The 19,010-nt window shown below is 61.0% G+C and carries 15 protein-coding genes and 2 pseudogenes; 12 read left to right on the forward strand and 5 right to left on the reverse strand.

Annotated elements, in window-relative coordinates; genetic code table 11:
* Positions 1-151: 151 nt before the first annotated feature.
* Entirely contained in the window at positions 152-1,816 is a 1,665-nt protein-coding gene (locus tag B3M58_RS15915; protein ID WP_296220547.1) for a DUF1302 domain-containing protein, read from the reverse strand.
* 363 nt (positions 1,817-2,179) lie between these two features.
* Between B3M58_RS15915 and B3M58_RS15920 the strand changes: the two genes are divergently transcribed.
* From B3M58_RS15920 to B3M58_RS15980, 12 genes are all read left to right on the forward strand, one after another.
* Positions 2,180-5,743 (forward strand): indolepyruvate ferredoxin oxidoreductase family protein, encoded by a 3,564-nt coding sequence (locus B3M58_RS15920; RefSeq protein ID WP_296220549.1) that lies wholly within the window; start codon positions 2,180-2,182, stop codon positions 5,741-5,743.
* A gap of 116 nt (positions 5,744-5,859) precedes the next feature.
* Positions 5,860-6,237, forward strand: coding sequence for a MerR family transcriptional regulator (locus tag B3M58_RS15925; protein WP_296220551.1), 378 nt, complete (start codon positions 5,860-5,862; stop codon positions 6,235-6,237).
* A gap of 40 nt (positions 6,238-6,277) precedes the next feature.
* Positions 6,278-7,459: an isovaleryl-CoA dehydrogenase gene (locus tag B3M58_RS15930; RefSeq protein WP_296220553.1), complete on the forward strand. Its 1,182-nt coding sequence runs from the start codon at positions 6,278-6,280 to the stop codon at positions 7,457-7,459.
* A 120-nt stretch (positions 7,460-7,579) separates the two neighbouring features.
* Positions 7,580-9,187, forward strand: coding sequence for a carboxyl transferase domain-containing protein (locus B3M58_RS15935; protein ID WP_296220600.1), 1,608 nt, complete (start codon positions 7,580-7,582; stop codon positions 9,185-9,187).
* 36 nt (positions 9,188-9,223) lie between these two features.
* Positions 9,224-10,024 (forward strand): gamma-carboxygeranoyl-CoA hydratase, encoded by an 801-nt coding sequence (locus tag B3M58_RS15940; RefSeq protein WP_296220554.1) that lies wholly within the window; start codon positions 9,224-9,226, stop codon positions 10,022-10,024.
* Positions 10,021-11,982, forward strand: coding sequence for an acetyl/propionyl/methylcrotonyl-CoA carboxylase subunit alpha (locus B3M58_RS15945; RefSeq protein WP_296220556.1), 1,962 nt, complete (start codon positions 10,021-10,023; stop codon positions 11,980-11,982). Before B3M58_RS15940 ends, B3M58_RS15945 begins: the two co-directional genes overlap by 4 nt.
* Positions 11,983-12,093: 111 nt before the next feature.
* Positions 12,094-13,014, forward strand: coding sequence for a hydroxymethylglutaryl-CoA lyase (locus B3M58_RS15950; RefSeq protein ID WP_296220559.1), 921 nt, complete (start codon positions 12,094-12,096; stop codon positions 13,012-13,014).
* Between the two features lie 24 nt (positions 13,015-13,038).
* Positions 13,039-13,737 carry a CoA transferase subunit A gene (locus B3M58_RS15955; RefSeq protein WP_296220561.1) on the forward strand — a complete coding sequence of 233 codons (699 nt, stop codon included), beginning with the start codon at positions 13,039-13,041 and terminating at the stop codon, positions 13,735-13,737.
* A gap of 2 nt (positions 13,738-13,739) precedes the next feature.
* Complete coding sequence (locus tag B3M58_RS15960) at positions 13,740-14,372, forward strand: CoA transferase subunit B (RefSeq protein WP_296220562.1); 633 nt, start codon at positions 13,740-13,742, stop codon at positions 14,370-14,372.
* Positions 14,373-14,510: 138 nt separating this feature from the next.
* Positions 14,511-15,689 (forward strand): acetyl-CoA C-acetyltransferase, encoded by a 1,179-nt coding sequence (locus B3M58_RS15965; RefSeq protein WP_296220565.1) that lies wholly within the window; start codon positions 14,511-14,513, stop codon positions 15,687-15,689.
* A gap of 78 nt (positions 15,690-15,767) precedes the next feature.
* Positions 15,768-16,427 (forward strand): TetR/AcrR family transcriptional regulator, encoded by a 660-nt coding sequence (locus tag B3M58_RS15970; protein ID WP_296220566.1) that lies wholly within the window; start codon positions 15,768-15,770, stop codon positions 16,425-16,427.
* A 553-nt stretch (positions 16,428-16,980) separates the two neighbouring features.
* Entirely contained in the window at positions 16,981-17,151 is a 171-nt protein-coding gene (locus B3M58_RS15980; protein ID WP_296220569.1) for a hypothetical protein, read from the forward strand.
* 169 nt (positions 17,152-17,320) lie between these two features.
* Here B3M58_RS15980 and B3M58_RS15985 read toward each other — a convergent pair.
* From B3M58_RS15985 to B3M58_RS16000, 4 genes and pseudogenes are all read right to left on the reverse strand, one after another.
* Positions 17,321-17,524: pseudogene (locus B3M58_RS15985) on the reverse strand (transposase domain-containing protein); the annotation flags it as partial.
* A gap of 153 nt (positions 17,525-17,677) precedes the next feature.
* The gene (locus B3M58_RS15990; RefSeq protein WP_414704096.1) at positions 17,678-17,857 is read right to left on the reverse strand and encodes a tyrosine-type recombinase/integrase; all 180 of its coding nucleotides are present in this window, start codon (positions 17,855-17,857) and stop codon (positions 17,678-17,680) included.
* A 165-nt stretch (positions 17,858-18,022) separates the two neighbouring features.
* Positions 18,023-18,181: pseudogene (locus tag B3M58_RS15995) on the reverse strand (IS66 family transposase); the annotation flags it as partial.
* Positions 18,182-18,191: 10 nt separating this feature from the next.
* Positions 18,192-19,010 (reverse strand): tyrosine-type recombinase/integrase (locus B3M58_RS16000; RefSeq protein ID WP_296220573.1); only part of this gene is annotated, 819 nt, incomplete at its 5' end.

The raw sequence follows: 19,010 nt of genomic DNA on the forward strand, positions 1-19,010 counted from the left end.
ACCTCCAGTCATTGTTGTGGTAATCGCCTGCAACCATGCATAACGCACGCGAACAAACAGGCACGCGTAAGCCGCACAGCATTCGCAGCACGAACCGGGTTATCGTCAAAGGTGGGTTGCCGGAGGCCCGCCAGCGGGCCTTGGCAATCAATCAGAACGCGGTGCTGAAGGTCAGCGAGAGCCAGTTGCGGTCAGACAGACCGATATCGCCGGTACCGCCCACCACCGTCTTGCCTACACCGGCGATGTCGGCATATTTGCGCTGGCTGCCATACCCGATATAAGCCAGGGTGACGTCGTAGCGCTCGTCCAGAGTGCCCTTGATGCCGACCTTGTAGCTGTACTTGCCCTCGCTGCCGCCACCGTTGGCCGCATTACCGGAAAGGCCGTAGTCGAGGCTCATCGGCGCGGAAATGTTCCAGCCGGGGAACACCCCCAGCCATTGCGGGGCGAAGTTGAACGCGACACCGACATAATCCCGTGTCGCGCAGCCCCAGGCCTTGTCCTGCCCTGCGGCGCAACCACCATAGCCTTCGCCGCGATACAACTCCTCATGCTCGGTGACTTTCTGCACGTGGCTGTAGGCCAGTTCCGCGATGAAGCTGCCGGTATCGAAGTATGCGGTGCGCGGTAGCAGCCACAGACCGTTGACGACCATGTGCCAGGTATCGCCGCGTGCGCCCTGGTTATCCACGGCGTTGAAATTGCTGGAGATCAGCGAAGCATTCTTGCGGTAGGACAGATCGACGCCCAACGAGCCGCCGCCCAGCACCGGCCCGGCCGCCCAGCTCAGGCCATAGAGTTTGACGTTCTCGGCATAGACGTAGCGCGCGAAGTCGGCACCGACCTGTAGGCCCCAGGGCGTGTAGTCATCATATTCGCGGTAGTACAGACCGATATCCGAGTGCAGAAAATCCAGGCTGTAAGTGCCCATCACGCCCCAATTGCCACGGTTGTCCGGGGTCAGCGGATCGATCAGCGGGCGGGCAAACCCCTGAAACAGCGGCAACTGATCTGGCCCCTCCAGGGCCACGTCGGCAGACGCCAGGTAGGTGCCGCCCTCCGGTGCACGGGTGGTGTCCCACTCGAGGAAGTACTGCGCGGCCAGCGACAGCCTATCGCTGATCTGCGCCTGCGCCGATAGCTGGGTGAGTGGTAGGAAGATCTCGCGGGTTTCGGTGCCGGGGTTACTCACCGCTTTGCGCCCGTCGAGCGGGGCCTGAGAATAGGAAACCGCATGGCCGGGAATCAGCAGGCCGTTGCCCCAGTACACCGTATGCCGTCCAGCACGCAGGCTGACGGGCGTATCACCAAGGTTGAAGCGGGTAAACGCGAATGCATCCAACAACTCGCCACTGGGGCCGCGGTGGTAGCGCTTGGTGAAGGCCGAGTAGTGACCATCGCGGTAACTCGGCGTGCTCGCGCCGGGAAAAGCACCGGGATAATAGACATTGCCGGCGGCGGTCTCGACATCGCTATCGGCATACGCCTGGTCATACCAGGCCGCGCCGCTGATGCGAAAGCCATGGTATTGCTGGTAGGCCAGTTCGAACTCGCTCATCAAATCGATGCGGTTGGTGACCACATCGCCGCGGTCGAACTTGGAATCGGACTCATCGTAGGTGGCATTGTTGGCCAGCGCCCGCTCGCGCTCCTCGGCACGCACCCCCAGGTTGTAACGTAGCGTATTGTCCCAGCGCAGATTCAAATCTGGATTCGCTGTCGCGAACTCCTTCGCCTGCAGTTGACCGCTACAGGCCAAGGCGATTGCCACGCCAATCGCCAGACGGGTCGCTATCAGGTTGGCACTCGACATCGGAAAACCTCCATCACACTCATTATTTTTATTCGCTGCGGATGCGCCGTCCCCATGGCGGAGACGTGGAATGAGTAGACGGAAGAGCAAGAGAAGAGACAACGAATCAGACTATCGATGAAATGCACAACGCTATCGCCGAAATGCACTGTCACTGCCTGGCGTACCTTTCGCGACGTTCGGTTACAGAGCGGAAGGCACCGCGCAGCCGCAATTCACCGCAGCAGGTATCTGTTTATCAAATACCTAAAACCAGTTTTTATCACTTTAAGATAATTAAACACTAACCAATAATCTGTTCAAATCTATACGCAGCTCCGCCACGGCTGGCTGCATCGATAAGAATAAGACTGGAGGTTAGCCATGAGCACGTCTCCCTCACTGGACGACAAGTACGTTCAGCAAAGCGGAAAAGTATTGCTAACCGGCATCCAGGCGCTGGTGCGCCTGCCCCTAATGCAGCGCCAGCGCGATCTGGCCAATGGCCTGAATACCGCAGGTTTCATTTCCGGTTACCGCGGCTCGCCCCTGGGCACGCTCGACCAGGCGCTGTGGAAAGCCCGCGACCACCTCAAGCAGAACCACACAGTCTTTCATCCTGGGGTCAACGAAGACCTCGCCGCCACCTCGCTGTGGGGCACCCAGCAAGTCAACATCTTCGAAGGCGCCAAGTACGACGGCGTATTCGGCATGTGGTACGGCAAGGGCCCAGGCGTGGATCGCTGCGGCGATGTGTTCCGCCATGCCAATGCCGCCGGTACCTCGAAGTTCGGCGGCGTTTTGGCGATTGCTGGCGACGACCATGGCGCCCGCTCCTCCTCGCTGCCGCATCAGACCGAGCACATCTTCAAGGCAGTGATGATGCCGGTGTTGGCGCCGTCCGGCGTACAGGAATACCTCGACTACGGCATGCATGGCTGGGCCATGTCGCGCTACTCCGGTTGCTGGGTAGCACTCAAGGCAGTGGCCGACACCGTGGAAAGCGCGGCCATCGTCGATGTCGACCCGCAACGGGTACAGCCGGTGATCCCCGACTTCGCCCTGCCCGAAGGTGGCCTGAATATCCGCTGGCCGGACCCGCCCCTGGCTCAGGAGCAGCGCCTGCTGGAACACAAGCTGTATGCCGCACTGGCGTATGCCAAGGTCAACCGCCTCGACCGCATCGTGCTCGACTCGCCCAAGGCGCGTATCGGCATCATCACGTCCGGCAAGTCTTACCTGGACGTGTGCCAAGCCCTGAAAATTCTCGGCATCGACGACGCGCTGGCGCAGCAGATTGGCCTGCGCGTGTACAAGGTCGGCATGATCTGGCCGCTGGAGGCCGAGGGCGTGCGTCAGTTCGCCGACGGCCTGGAAGAAGTCGTGGTGGTCGAAGAAAAACGCCACCTGATCGAATACCAGCTTAAGGAAGAGCTCTACAACTGGCGCGAGGATGTGCGTCCGCGCATCGTCGGCAAGTTCGACGACAAGGGCGAGTGGAGCCTGCCGCACACCGGCTGGCTGTTGCCGGCGATCGGCGAGCTGACCCCGGCACAGATTGCCCGCGCCCTGGCCCGGCGCATTCTGCGCCTGCACCAGAGCGGCCCATTGCAGGTCATCCTGGCGGTACTCGACGCGCAGTTGGCCAGCAAGGATAACTTCAATAACCTGATGGATCGGGTGCCGCACTACTGCTCAGGTTGCCCGCACAACACCTCGACCAAGGTCCCCGAAGGCAGCCGCGCACTGGCTGGCATCGGCTGCCACTACATGGCCGCCTGGATCTACCCACAAACCCAGACCTTCAGCCAGATGGGCGGCGAAGGCGTGGCCTGGATCGGCCAGGCGCCGTTCACCGAGACCCAGCACGTGTTCGCCAACCTCGGCGACGGCACCTACTTCCATTCCGGCCTGCTAGCGATTCGCGCAGCGGTCGCGGCCAAGGCACGCATCACCTACAAGATTCTCTATAACGACGCCGTGGCCATGACCGGCGGCCAGCCCGTGGACGGCAGCCTCAGCGTGGCGCAGATCAGCCGCCAGCTCGCCGCCGAAGGCGTGCAGCGCATCCTCGTGGTCAGTGACGACCCGGACAAGTACCAGGACATCAAGGACCTGGCCGATGATGTACCGGTCTACGGCCGCGAGCAGATGGATGAGCTGCAGAAAGAGCTGCGCGAATTCCCCGGTGTTTCGGCGCTGATTTACGACCAGACCTGCGCCGCCGAAAAGCGCCGCCGGCGCAAGCGCGGCAAATTCCCCGATCCGGCGCGCCGGGTGGTGATCAACGAAGCGGTGTGCGAAGGCTGCGGCGATTGCAGCAGCAAATCCAACTGCATGTCAGTGGTCGCAGTGGAAACCGAGTTCGGCCGCAAGCGCGAGATCGACCAGTCGTCGTGCAATAAGGATTTTACCTGCCTGTCCGGCTTCTGCCCGAGCTTCGTCACCGTCGAAGGCGGCAAGCTGCGCAAGCCCAAGGCCCTGGCCGACAACAACGAAGAACGTTGGGAGCTGGCGCAACCCGCGCCACTCAACCTGGATCAGCCTTACAGCATCCTTGTCACCGGTGTCGGTGGCACCGGCGTGGTCACCATTGGCGCCCTGCTCGGCATGGCGGCCTTTATCGAAGGCAAGGGCGCGCTCAACCTGGACATGGCCGGCATGGCGCAGAAAGGCGGCGCGGTGTGGTCGCACATCCGCATTGCCGCACGCCAGGAACAATTGTTCGCACCACGTATCGCCGAGGGCGAAACCAGCCTTCTGCTGGGCTGCGACCTGGTGGTGAGCGCCAACAGCGAGACACTCTCGAAGTTGCGCCAGGGAGTCACCCACGCCCTGATCAACAGCGAGGAAAGCATCACCAGCGCCTTCGTCCGCACCTTCGCCCAGCAGGCGGAAAGCGGCGACCTGCACGCCCACCCCGACCCGCAGTTCCGCACCCGGGGCATGTCCGCGCAGATCAACGAGGCGGTCGGCGAGCAGCAGGCCACCTTTATCGACGCCAGCCAGATCGCCACCGCACTGATGGGCGACTCCATCGCCACCAACACCTTCATGCTCGGTTTTGCCTACCAACAAGGCTGGCTGCCGGTGGGCGAAGCTGCGCTGTTGCAAGCCATCGAGCTCAACGGCACCGCCGTGGAATTCAACCGCATGGCCTTCACCTGGGGCCGTCGCGCGGCAGTCGACCTGCCACGGGTGCAGCGCAAGCTCGCCGCCGGCAAGGTCGAGAGCCGCGACCGTCAGCTGTCGCAGAGCCTGGAAGAAACCATCGCGCGGCGCGTCAGCTACCTCACCGATTACCACGACGCCGCCCTCGGCAAGCGTTACCAGGATCGCGTCGAACAGTTCCGCACGGCAGAGACCGCACTCGCCGGCCAACCCGGCCCGCTCACCGAAGCCGTAGCGCGCTACTACTTCAAAGTGCTGGCTATCAAGGACGAATACGAAGTGGCGCGCCTGTTCACCAATGGCGAGTTCCTCAAGAAGATCGACGCGACCTTCGAGGGCGACTACAGCCTGCGCTTCCACCTCGCCCCGCCACTGCTGAACAAGGCCGCACCTGGCGTCGAACCGGCAAAACGCAGCTTTGGCCCGTGGATGCTCAAGGGTTTCAAGCTGCTGGCCAAACTCAAGATACTGCGCAATACCTGGCTCGATCCGTTCGCCTACACCCATGAGCGCAAGGTCGAGCGTGAGTGGTTAGGCAGCTACGAGCAGATGCTCTACCAACTGCTGGCGGACCTCAACACGGACAACCTCGACCTCGCGGTCCAGTTGGCCAGCCTGCCAGACAGCGTCCGCGGCTATGGCCCGGTCAAGGAGCGCTATCTGGCGCATGCGCAAGCACAGCAGGCCCAGCTTCTCGATCAGTGGCGCAATGGCGGTCAGTTCCACGATGCCAGCAAAGCCGACAAAGCCGAACGAATCCACGCAACCCAACTGTGATCAAAGGCCCCGCCGCAAGTCGGCGGGTCGCTGAATCGAGCGCCGCCAGGCAACACAGCGGTGCTGGATCGACGGCAGCGGATGAACGTTAACGTAAAGGTAATAAGCGCGTGAGCATGCCAAGGACATACAGCATTTCCGAGCTCGCCCGTGAGATGGAGGTGACCACCCGCACCATCCGTTTCTACGAGGAGCAGGGGCTGCTGGTGCCACAGCGGCGCGGTCAGGAGCGTATCTACTCGGTACGCGACGGGGTCACCCTGAAGTTGATCCTGCGGGGCAAGCGCATTGGTTTCTCCCTCGCCGAATGCAAGGAGCTGATCGGCATGTACGACCCCGCAGGCGGCAATCACAAGCAGTTGAGCCGCCTCCTGGAAAAGATCGTCGCGCGCCGGCAACAACTCGAACAACAGATGGTGGACATCCAGCACATGCAGTTGGAGCTGAACACCGCCGAGCAACGCTGCCAGGCAGCACTGCGGCTATCGGCGTGATGAACCAAACAATCGACACTCATTTGAGGAGAACTGGACCATGAGCAATTTGCCCGGACTGAATTTCTTCCTTGGCGAAGACATCGACATGCTGCGTGATTCCGTCGCCAGCTTTGCCGCCAAGGAAATTGCCCCGCGCGCGCAAGACGCAGATCGCACCGACCAGTTCCCCATGGACCTGTGGCGCAAGTTCGGCGATATGGGCCTGCTCGGCATGACCGTTCCCGAGCAGTACGGCGGCTCGGGCATGGGCTACCTGGCGCACATGATCGCCATGGAGGAAATCTCGCGCGCGGCGGGCGGCATCGGCCTGTCCTACGGTGCCCACTCCAACCTGTGCGTGAACCAGATCAACCGCAACGGCAGCGCCGCGCAGAAAGACAAGTTTCTGCCCAAACTGGTCAGCGGCGAACACATCGGCGCCCTGGCCATGAGCGAACCGAATGCCGGCTCCGATGTGGTGTCGATGAAGTTGCGTGCCGACAAACGCGGCGACCGCTACGTGCTCAACGGCACCAAGATGTGGATCACCAACGGCCCGGATTGCGACGTGCTGGTGGTTTACGCCAAGACCGATCTGACCGCCGGCGCCAAGGGCATGACCGCGTTCATTCTTGAAAAAGGCACGCCAGGCTTCAGCTGTGCGCAGAAGCTCGACAAGCTCGGCATGCGTGGCTCACACACCGGCGAGTTGGTGTTTCAGGATGTCGAGGTGCCGGAAGAGAACGTACTCGGCGGCGTTGGCGAAGGCGTCAAGGTGCTGATGAGCGGCCTCGACTACGAGCGTGCGGTACTCAGCGGCGGGCCGCTGGGGCTGATGCAAGCGGCAATGGATGTGGTGATTCCCTACATCCACGACCGCAAGCAGTTCGGCCAGAGCATCGGCGAGTTCCAGCTGATCCAGGGCAAGGTCGCCGACATGTACACCACCCTGCAAGCCTGCCGCGCCTATCTTTACGCCGTCGGCAAGCACCTCGACTCCCTGGGCACCGGTCACGCCCGCCAGGTCCGCAAGGACTGCGCCGGAGTGATTCTCTACACCGCAGAAAAAGCCACCTGGCTTGCCGGTGAGGCGATTCAGATCCTCGGCGGCAACGGCTATATCAACGACTACTCCCCCGGCCGCCTGTGGCGCGACGCCAAGCTCTACGAGATCGGTGCCGGCACCAGTGAAATCCGCCGCATGCTGATCGGCCGCGAGCTGTTCAACGAAACCAAATGATGGTTTCGCGCGCGCTGCGTATTTGTAGGGTGGACATGCCGCAGCGCGGCTTGTCCACCGGGGCACCCCTTTATTGGTGGACAAGGCTACGCCATGTCCACCCTACGCCTTGAGGTTCTCATGGCCATTCTGCACACCCAGATCAACACCCGCTCAGCGGAGTTCGCCGCCAATAGTGCGGCGATGCTCGCTCAGGTCAACGACCTGCGCGCCCTGCTCGCCCGCGTTCACGAAGGTGGCGGCGCCAAGGCCCAGGAACGCCACACCTCGCGCGGCAAGCTGCTGCCGCGGGAACGGATCAACCGCCTGCTGGATATCGGCTCGCCCTTCCTTGAAATCGGCCAGCTGGCCGCCCACGAGGTGTATGGCGAAGAGGTGCCCGCCGCCGGCGTGGTCGCCGGTATCGGCCGGGTCGAGGGTGTGGAGTGCATGATCGTGGCCAACGACGCCACGGTGAAAGGCGGCAGCTACTACCCGCTGACAGTGAAAAAACACCTGCGCGCGCAGACCATCGCCCAGCAGAATCGCCTGCCGTGCATCTACCTGGTGGACTCCGGCGGTGCCAACCTGCCGCGTCAGGATGAGGTGTTCCCCGATCGCGAGCACTTCGGGCGGATCTTCTTCAACCAGGCCAATATGTCCGCCATGGGCATCCCACAGATTGCCGTGGTGATGGGGTCCTGCACCGCTGGCGGGGCCTACGTGCCAGCCATGGCGGATGAAGCGATCATGGTGCGCAACCAGGCCACCATCTTCCTCGCCGGCCCGCCGCTGGTAAAAGCCGCCACCGGCGAAGTGGTCAGCGCCGAAGACCTTGGCGGCGCCGATGTGCACTGCAAGACCAGCGGTGTGGCCGACCATTACGCCGACAACGACGAACACGCCCTGGCCCTGGCGCGCCGCTCAATTGCCAACCTCAACTGGCGCAAGCTCGGCGTGTTGAATAACCGTACGCCGATCAATCCGCTGTACAGCTTTGATGAGCTGTACGGGGTGATCCCGGCAGATGCCAAGCAGCCCTTCGATGTGCGTGAAGTCATCGCCCGCATCGTCGATGGCAGCGTGTTCGATGAGTTCAAGGCGCTGTTCGGCACCACCCTGGTCTGCGGCTTTGCGCATATCCACGGCTATCCGGTAGCGATCCTCGCCAATAACGGCATCCTGTTTGCCGAATCGGCGCAGAAAGGCGCGCACTTTATCGAACTGGCCTGCCAGCGCGGCATTCCGTTGCTGTTCCTGCAGAACATCACCGGCTTTATGGTCGGGCAGAAGTACGAAGCCGGTGGCATCGCCAAGCACGGTGCCAAGCTGGTCAACGCGGTGGCCTGCGCCAAGGTGCCGAAATTCACCGTGATCATCGGCGGCAGCTTCGGCGCCGGTAACTACGGCATGTGTGGCCGCGCCTACGACCCGCGCTTCCTGTGGATGTGGCCGAATGCACGGATCGGCGTAATGGGTGCCGAACAGGCCGCCGGCGTGCTGGTGCAGGTCAAACACGAACAGGCTGCCCGCGCCGGGCAGAACTTTTCCGCCGAAGATGAAGCCAAGCTCAAGCAGCCGATCCTCGAACAGTACGAGCGCCAGGGTCACCCCTACTACTCCAGCGCCCGCCTGTGGGACGACGGCGTTATCGACCCGGCGCAAACCCGCGACATCTTGGGCCTGGCGTTGTCCGCCAGCCTTAACGCGCCGATTGAGCCGACCACCTTTGGCGTGTTCCGCATGTAAGGCAGCGCCCTGCCCCGGATTCTAGAGCGACAGACCATGACCGACTTCAACACCCTAGAACTGCAAACAGACCCACGCGGCTTTGCCACGCTCTGGCTCAACCGCGCGGACAAGAACAACGCCTTTAACGCCGAGATGATCCGCGAGCTGATTCTCGCCCTCGACGCGGTGATGGCCGACAAAAGCCTGCGCTTCCTGCTGCTGCGCGGCCGTGGCAAGCACTTCTCCGCCGGCGCGGACCTAGCCTGGATGCAGCACGCGGCGACCCTGGACTACACCGCCAACCTGGCCGATTCGCGCGAACTGGCCGAGCTGATGCACAACCTGTATCAACTGAAGATTCCCACCCTGGCCGTGGTGCAAGGCGCGGCCTTTGGTGGGGCGCTGGGTTTGATCAGCTGCTGCGATATGGCCATCGGCACCGTTGATGCCCAGCTGTGCTTGTCCGAAGTGCGCATCGGTCTGGCACCGGCGGTGATCAGCCCCTTTGTTGTACAGGCCATCGGCGAACGCGCTGCACGGCGCTATGCCCTGACCGCCGAGCGTTTCAGCGGCCAGCGCGCTCAGGAACTGGGGCTGTTTGCCGAATGCTACCCGGCAGACCAGCTCGATGAGGCAGTAAACACCTGGATCGATAACCTGCTGCTCAACAGCCCGCAAGCCATGCTGGCGAGCAAGGATCTGCTGCGCGAAGTCGGCAGCGGCGTGCTGACCCCGGCGCTGCGCCGCTACACGGAAAACGCTATCGCCCGTATCCGCGTCAGCCCCGAAGGTCAGGAAGGTCTGCGTGCCTTTCTGGATAAACGCAAACCCGCATGGCAGGAGCCACAAGCATGAGCCTCAAGCCTATCGATACCCTGCTGGTGGCCAACCGTGGCGAAATCGCCTGCCGAGTGATGCGCACGGCCAAGGCCATGGGCATCCAGACCGTGGCGGTGCACAGCGCCATCGACGCCAACGCCCGCCATGTGCGCGAGGCCGATCAGGCGGTCAATCTGGGCGGTGCCAAACCGGCCGACAGCTACCTGCTGGTGGACAAGCTGATTGCCGCAGCCAAGGCCAGCGGTGCCCAGGCCATTCACCCCGGTTATGGCTTTCTCTCGGAAAACGCCGGCTTTGCCCGCGCCATCGAAGCCGCGGGCCTGATCTTCCTCGGCCCGCCCGCCAGCGCCATTGACGCCATGGGCAGCAAGTCCGCCGCCAAGGCGCTGATGGAAACCGCTGGCGTGCCACTGGTGCCGGGTTATCACGGCGCAGCGCAGGATATGCAAACCTTCCGCACGGCCTCGAACGCAATCGGCTACCCGGTGCTGCTCAAGGCCGCGGCCGGCGGCGGTGGCAAGGGCATGAAGGTGGTAGAGCGCGAAAGCGAACTGGCCGAAGCCCTGGCCAGCGCCCAGCGCGAGGCGCAGTCGTCGTTCGGCGACTCGCGCATGCTGGTGGAAAAATACGTACTCAAGCCGCGCCATGTGGAAATCCAGGTGTTTGCCGACCAGCACGGCAACTGCCTGTACCTGAATGAGCGCGACTGCTCGATCCAGCGTCGCCATCAGAAGGTGGTCGAAGAAGCCCCGGCTCCAGGGCTGTCAGCGGAGCTGCGTCGCGCCATGGGCGAGGCGGCGGTCAAGGCGGCGCAAGCCATCGGTTATGTCGGGGCCGGCACCGTGGAATTTCTCCTGGATGAGCGCGGCGACTTCTTCTTTATGGAGATGAACACGCGCCTGCAGGTGGAGCACCCGGTAACCGAGCTGATTACCGGCCTGGATCTGGTGGCCTGGCAGATTCGCGTGGCCCGTGGCGAGCCTCTGCCGCTGACCCAGGAACAGGTGCCGCTAATCGGCCACGCCATCGAGGTGCGCCTGTATGCGGAAGATCCCGATAACGACTTTCTCCCCGCCACCGGCACGCTAAAGCTGTACCGCGAAGCCGCGCCTGGCCAAGGCCGCCGGGTAGACAGCGGCGTCAGTGAAGGCGATGAAGTCTCGCCCTTCTATGACCCGATGCTCGGCAAACTGATCGCCTGGGGCGAAAACCGCGAAGAGGCGCGCTTGCGCCTGCTGGCCATGCTCAAGGAAACCTGCGTAGGCGGGGTTCGCACCAATCTGGCGTTTCTCACCCGCGTGCTGGCCCATCCAGCCTTTGCCGCTGCGCAGCTGGATACCGGCTTTATTCCGCGTCACGAAGCACAGTTGCTGCCGCCGGTGAGCGAGCTGCCGGCCGAATTCTGGCAATTGGCCGCCGAGTCCTTTGTGCAGAGCGCCGCGCCGCTGCAACGCCTCGACGATGCGCATTCCCCCTGGAGCAACCACAACGGCCTGCGTTTAGGGCTGCCGGCGGAAACCGATCTGCACCTAAGCTGCCAGAACGAGCGCCAGGTGGTACGTCTGCGCCATGCCTCGGCGTCCAACGTACAACTGCAAGGCGAAGTCCTGCAGGTGGAGCGCGACGGCCTGCGTCAGCAGCATCAGGCGATTCGCCGCGGCGACAATCTCTATCTGCACTATGCCGGTGAGTTGCGCAGCATCCAGCGTGTCGACCCGATTGCCGAAGTCGAAGCCAGCCATCAGCACCACGGCGGCCTCACCGCCCCCATGAACGGCAGTATCGTACGGGTACTGGTCGAGGCCGGCCAGCAGGTCGAAGCCGGCACCGCCCTGGTGGTGCTGGAAGCGATGAAGATGGAGCACAGCATCCGCGCAACCCATGCCGGCACCGTCAAGGCGCTGTATTGCAGCGAGGGCGAGATGGTCAGCGAAGGTGCGGTGCTGGTGGAGCTCGACGAAGCCAACGCATAAACGCATATGTGGGAGGGGCTTTAGCCGCGACGAATGAGAAAAATCTCGCGGCTAAAGCCCCTCCCACAGGTAGTCAGTGCGATACCCATCGAGATAAATAACGAGGCAACCATGAACCTACCCAAACAAGTCCGCCTGGTCGAAGTCGGCCCGCGCGACGGTTTGCAGAACGAGCAACAGCCGATCAGCGTGGCCGACAAGGTGCGCCTGGTCGATGACCTGTCCGCCGCTGGCCTGGGCTATATCGAAGTGGGCAGCTTTGTTTCGCCCAAGTGGGTGCCGCAGATGGCCGGCAGCGCCGAGGTGTTTGCGCAGATCCAGCAACTGCCAGGCGTTACCTACGCGGCGCTCGCGCCCAACCTGAAGGGGTTTGAGGCCGCGCTGGCCGCCGGGGTCAAGGAAGTCGCGGTGTTTGCCGCCGCCAGCGAGGCGTTCTCGCAGAAGAACATCAACTGCTCGATCAGCGAAAGCCTTGAGCGTTTCGTGCCGCTGATGGACGCCGCCAAGCAGCACGGCGTGCGCGTGCGTGGTTACGTGTCCTGCGTGCTCGGCTGCCCCTACGAAGGCAACGTGCCGCCCGAGCAGGTCGCCAGCGTCGCCCGCGAGCTGTTCGCCATGGGCTGCTACGAAGTCTCGCTGGGCGACACCATCGGCAGCGGCACCGCCGGCGACACCCGCCGTCTGATCGAAGTGGTTGGCCGCGATATCCCTAGAGGCAAATTGGCCGGGCACTTTCATGACACCTACGGCCAGGCCCTGGCCAACATCTACGCCAGCCTGCTCGAAGGCATCAGCGTGTTCGACAGCTCGGTCGCCGGCCTGGGCGGCTGCCCCTACGCCAAAGGCGCCACCGGCAATGTCGCCACCGAAGATGTGCTGTACCTGCTCAGTGGCCTGGGCATCGCCACCGGCATCGACATGGACAAATTGATCGCCGCCGGCACACAGATCAGCAGCGTACTAAACCGGGAAACCGGTTCACGCGTTGCGCGGGCACTCAACAACCAGCAGAGCAAAACGCTAACCGCCTAAAAACGCGATGAGGAGTTGCACAACATGAACAAGATCTACCCCAACGCCCATCACGCCCTCGAAGGGCTGGTGGAAGACGGTATGACCCTGGCCGTCGGCGGCTTCGGTCTATGCGGGATTCCCGAAGCCTTGATCGCGGCCCTGCGCGACAGCGGCAAGCGCGAACTGACAGTCATCAGCAACAACGCTGGCGTCGATGGCTTCGGCCTCGGCCAACTGCTGGAGACCCGGCAGATTCGCAAGATGATTTCTTCCTATGTCGGCGAGAACAAGGAGTTCGAGCGCCAATACCTGGCGGGCGAGCTGGAACTGGAGTTCACCCCACAGGGCACCCTGGCTGAAAAGCTGCGCGCCGGCGGTGCTGGCATTCCTGCCTTCTTCACCAAAACCGGTTACGGCACCCTGGTCGCCGAAGGCAAGGAGACCCGTCAGTTCAATGGCGAATGGTTCGTCATGGAACACGCGCTGACGGCCGACGTGGCCCTGGTCAAGGCCTGGAAGGCGGATAAGTCCGGCAACCTGGTGTTCAACAAGACCGCACGCAACTTCAACCCATTGGCCGCCACGGCCGGCAAAATCTGTGTGGTCGAGGTCGAGGAAATCGTCGAGATCGGCGAATTGGACGCGGACCAGATCCACCTGCCAGGCGTATACGTGCAACGCCTGGTGCTCAACAGCAGCCCGGAAAAACGTATCGAACAACGAACCCTGCGGAGCGTTTGATCATGGCTTGGACACGCGAACAAATGGCACAACGCGCCGCACAGGAGCTGCGCGACGGTTTCTATGTGAACCTCGGTATCGGCCTGCCGACCCTGGTGGCGAATTACATTCCCGCGGGCATGGACGTCTGGCTGCAAAGCGAGAACGGCCTGCTCGGCATCGGTCCCTTCCCCGACGAACACAACGTCGACCCTGACCTGATCAACGCGGGCAAGCAGACCATCACCACCTTGCCCGGCAGCGCGTTCTTCAACAGCGCCGAATCCTTCGCGATGATCCGTGGCGGCCATATCAACCTGTCGATCCTCGGCGCCATGCAGGTGTCGGAGCAAGGCGATCTGGCCAACTGGATGATCCCCGGCAAGATGGTCAAGGGCATGGGCGGCGCCATGGACCTGGTCGCAGGCGTCAAGCGCGTGGTGGTGCTGATGGAGCACTGCGCCAAAGGCGGCGCACACAAGATTCTCGCACGCTGCGACTTACCACTGACCGGCGTGGGCGTGGTCGACCGGCTCATCACTGATCTGGCCGTACTCGATGTAACCGAGCAAGGCCTGCGTCTGGTCGAACTTGCCGAAGGAGTCAGCCTCGACGAACTGAGCGCCGCCACCGGCTGCCAGGTACTTGTCGACTGAAACCCAACTAGGCGATAGCCCAGCGTTGCATCAGCAGATTGGCGGCTCGGCCGCCGAACTGGCGAGAGTTATGCCGCCTGGCAACACGTGGTCCACCTCGAAGAGGCACCGCGCCACGTTTTTTATTCGGAGTTAAACATGCAAGACGTCGTCATCGTAGCCGCAACCCGTACCGCCATTGGCGCCTTCCAGGGCAGCTTGGCGAATGTCAGCGCCGTCGAGCTGGGCAGCACCGTCATCCGCGCTCTGCTCCAGCAAACCAGCCTGGACCCAGCCAGCGTCGATGAAGTGATTCTCGGCCAGGTACTCACTGCCGGCTGTGGACAGAACCCCGCGCGCCAGTCCGCAATCAACGCCGGTTTGCCACACAGCGTGCCTGCGCTGACCGTCAACAAACTCTGCGGCTCAGGCCTGAAAACCGTGAGCATGGCCGCGCAGGCGATTCGCTGCGGCGACGCCGAGGTGATCATCGCCGGCGGCATGGAAAGCATGAGTCTAGCGCCCTACGTCCTGGCCAAGGCCCGCACCGGCCTGCGCATGGGCCATGCGCAACTGGCCGACTCGCTGCTGCAGGACGGCCTGATAGATGCCTTCAACGACTACCACATGGGTATCACGGCGGAAAATCTGGCCGAATGCTACAGCCTGACCCGCGAAGAACAGGACCATTACGCCGCACGCTCACAGCGCCTGGCCTGCGCCGCAATTGAAGCCGGGCGTTTCAACAACGAAATTACCCCGGTGACGATTTCTCAGCGCAAAGGCGAACCCCTGCTGTTCGCCACGGATGAGCAACCACGCGCGGAAACATCCGTTGAATCGCTGGCCAAGCTCAAGCCTGCGTTCAAGAAAGATGGCAGTGTCACCGCCGGCAACGCCTCAACCCTCAATGACGGCGCCGCCGCCGTACTGTTGATGAGCGCAGCCAAGGCCAAGGCGCTCGGCTTGCCCGTACTGGCCACTATTCAAGCCTACGCCAGCGTCGGCGTAGACCCGCAGATCATGGGTATCGGCCCGGTATCGGCGAGTAAGAAATGCCTGGAGAAAGCCGGCTGGAATCTCGCCGACCTCGACCTGATCGAAGCCAACGAAGCCTTCGCCGCACAAGCCCTATCGGTAGGCAAAGAACTGGGTTGGGATATCGACAAGGTCAACGTCAACGGCGGCGCCATTGCCCTCGGCCATCCGATTGGCGCATCCGGTTGTCGGGTCCTGGTCAGCTTGCTCCACGAGATGATTCGCCGGGATGCCAAAAAAGGTCTGGCTACCTTGTGTATCGGTGGCGGCCAAGGAGTGGCACTGGCACTAACCCGTTAACCCCTAGGACTCCAGCCAGAAAAGCGCTCCGCGTAGCAGGCTGGAGGCCCCTCGAACTAGTACTCAGTGGATATTTTCATGTCATTAAGCTCCTCGACTACACCTGCAAAGAGGACAAAGGCGAATAGTGGCCTTGCCTCCTCGCATGAACAGGTAAGGGAGATCGCCCTGACACTTTTTGCCGAAAACGGATTTCAGAATGTCAGCCTGCGCAAACTAGCGGAAACAGTAGGGGTACAACCCGGTTCGTTGTACAACCACATTGAAAGCAAAAACGATCTGCTGTTCGAACTGATAGATGAACATGAAACCGACTTGCTTGATGCGCTTGAAACGGGAACGCCCCGCAATGGCGGTGCGCAGGAAAGACTTTTTGCTTATATTCGCGCACATTTGGATTTCAACATTCAACATCAGCAACGCTTTTCACTTACACACTTCGAGTTTCGAAATCTAACCACTGGCCAGAAAAAAACAATTGAAATACTCCGCAACAAGCAAGTAAGCGTTCTCAACGAAATAATTCAACAAGGGGTTCAGAAGAAACTATTCAAATCTATGCCACACCAAATCGGCACAGCCATCATTGTGGCTATGCTAGGCGAAGCGTCCAATACAAAACATGTAAACAACGGCACAGCATCCCAGTGCACGACAGCTTTACTGCAAAACATGATCCTTAATTTATTATCCCCAGCAAGCCCGGCCACGCCGCATAGCGTCATATCACCCACTTAATACCACGGCAAAATACCCGATACTCGTGCAGGTAACCTGATCGACAGTGAGAAACCAGATGACAAACCAAGATGCAATTCTTGCCCTGCTCCTAGCCGCTAAAATCCACGGCACCCCCAAAGCCGTAAAGAACACAGCCAAGCGCTGTGCAAAATTGTTACCCAGAAGCAAGCGCAATTTCATGTTCACTGTAGCGGAGAGTCCACGCCCATTAGAGATGATCGTCTATATAGGAGAAAACCTGGATCGTGCTTACAAAGGAAAGCCCGTATTCATAAATTAAAATTTATACATAAATGTGAAATCACTTATTTCCAGGCAATCTATATCAAGCCAAGTCATCGTGAGTGACCGCATTTAGCGGCCACGACAGCAGCAGTCCGTGAACAAATGAATGGCCAACCTGCATATAACCGACAGCGCACACTCCACATGCCACGCAATCCGACAAGCGGCAACGCCCAGCACTTGATATGCGAACAAACAAGGATATATTGAGCTTAAGAAGCTAGCTGTTAATCAAAAATAAAAACCACAAAAAGTGGAGCATGACGTGAAGACAAAAATAATTATCAGTTTTGTTTTTTTATTAAATCTAACGGGTTGTGCCGAGCTTGAAGAAACTAGTCAAGCTGCGGATAAACCCTATACTTCCGCCGACTGTCAAAACCAGCAAAGCGGTTGCCGTTACGGCGCATCGCCTTCTTGGCAAAATGCGTTTTAATTATAAACCCTCAAATAAACCTATAATAATTTCTCGGAATCCCCCTACTCAGGGATGTTCTAAAATAGCCATGTATGTCTGACCGACTTCAGCCCCGCTGATTTTGAAAGCGGCGAATTGATCGTAAGCGCTCCATAAACCCCACCTCCCGCTGGTGGGGTTTTGCGTTTTACAGCGATGTCGTTGGTTGGCAGTTCCACGGCAGCAGCGCTTCGTAGTCTTCGATGCGGTTGGCCTGCGGTAGGCGTTCGAGGATATAGCGCAGGTAAGCGTAGGGTTCCTGTGCGTTAGCCTTGGCGATTTCCACCAGGCTGTAGAGCTGGGCGCTGGCGGTCGCGCCCTTGGGCATGTCGCTGAACAGCCAGTTCTTGCGGTTATGCCAAGCTTGGCTTAACCGCAATTATCCGCAGTCGGAAATTATGTCGGGTATGCAGCAGTGGCGGCGGCGCGCCTGGCTGCCAACCACTGCCGACTTTGCATAACTTCAGAGGCTTTCCAGAAACTTCAGCAGGGCGTCAGTCGGACGCTAGCGCGTGCGCATGGTTTCAGGTGGAAGCGCATATTCCTTCATGGCCAGGTCGGCTTCGACATAACCGTGGTTGGTGACCGGGCTTTCGTGGCCCAACCATAGAGCGATGACGGTGATGTCCACTCCGGCCTGCAGCAGGTGCATGGCCGTCGTATGACGAAGCGCGTGTGGTGACACCTTGCGTTACTGCAACTGGGGACACTTCTTTGTCGCCACGGTGACAGCCAAGGCAATCCGCTCGGCCACATTCGAACGCGTCATCGGCAGTCCGCGTCGGCTGGGTAGCAGGGGCTGCCCCGCCCGCAAGCCAACGTACTGCAGCCAGTGACGGATCGGCTGGCTGCGCTGCTCGGCGCGGGCGTCCTTGAGCTCGCGTTCGATGCCGTAGAGCTTGTTGATCAGGTTCAGCGCCACGCCGGCGCACCCAGTTTTGCCCTTGGGCTGCACCTTTTACGCTTCGATAAATTTACGCCGCGCATGCGCCCAGCAGGCCAGGCGTTCATTCGGCGCATTAAGGATGGTCTGAAGTACCCACTACCGACGACAGCAGGATCGGAGACGCATCCGCCCCCATCGAATCCGCAGGCACTCCTACGTCTTCGTCCAGCACAGGCACACCATCGATGCGGATAGTCAGATGCGCACTGGCAGCTTTCACCTCCCCCTGATCCAGCAGATCGAGCCGATCAGCCCAGTCCTGCATCATTTTCCGGCGTGGGACCACATACAGGGCGTGGTTGTAAGTGGCACTGACCTTATTGGGGTCCGCGTGCGAGAGCTGGGCGTCCACCCAACTCTTGGGGTAACCAACCTCGTTGAGCGCCGTGGAGAGCGTGCCACGGATACCGTGGCCGGTGAGCAGCCCCTCGTAGCCCATACGCTTGAGTGCAGCGTTCAGCGTGTTCTCGCTGATGCGCTTCTTCAGGTCGCTACGGTGAGCCAACAGGTAACGCTGTGCAGGTTTGACCTGGCCCAGCAGATAGCGAACGATCTCGATAGCCTGAACCGATAATGGCACAACGTAGGGCGGAATATCCTGCGGTCGCTGTCCCCGCTTGCGCATGCCATCCTGCAGTTGCTTGACCACCTCAGGGGGAATGATCCACAGACCGCACTCAAGATCGAACTGATCAGGGGTCGCCAAGCGCAGTTCACCGGTACGCACACCCGTCAGTAACAACAGACGAATACCGAGTTGTGTGGTGATCTTGCCCCGATAACGGCGCAGCTTGTGCAGCAGGTCGGGCACCTCAGGTAGCCGTAGGAAGGGATTATTAGCCACAGGCGGCTTGGGGACAGCCACCACATCTGCGGATTCCACGCCATTCGG

Source organism: Pseudomonas sp. UBA2684 (genome assembly GCA_002354655.1).
GTDB lineage: Bacteria > Pseudomonadota > Gammaproteobacteria > Pseudomonadales > Pseudomonadaceae > Aquipseudomonas.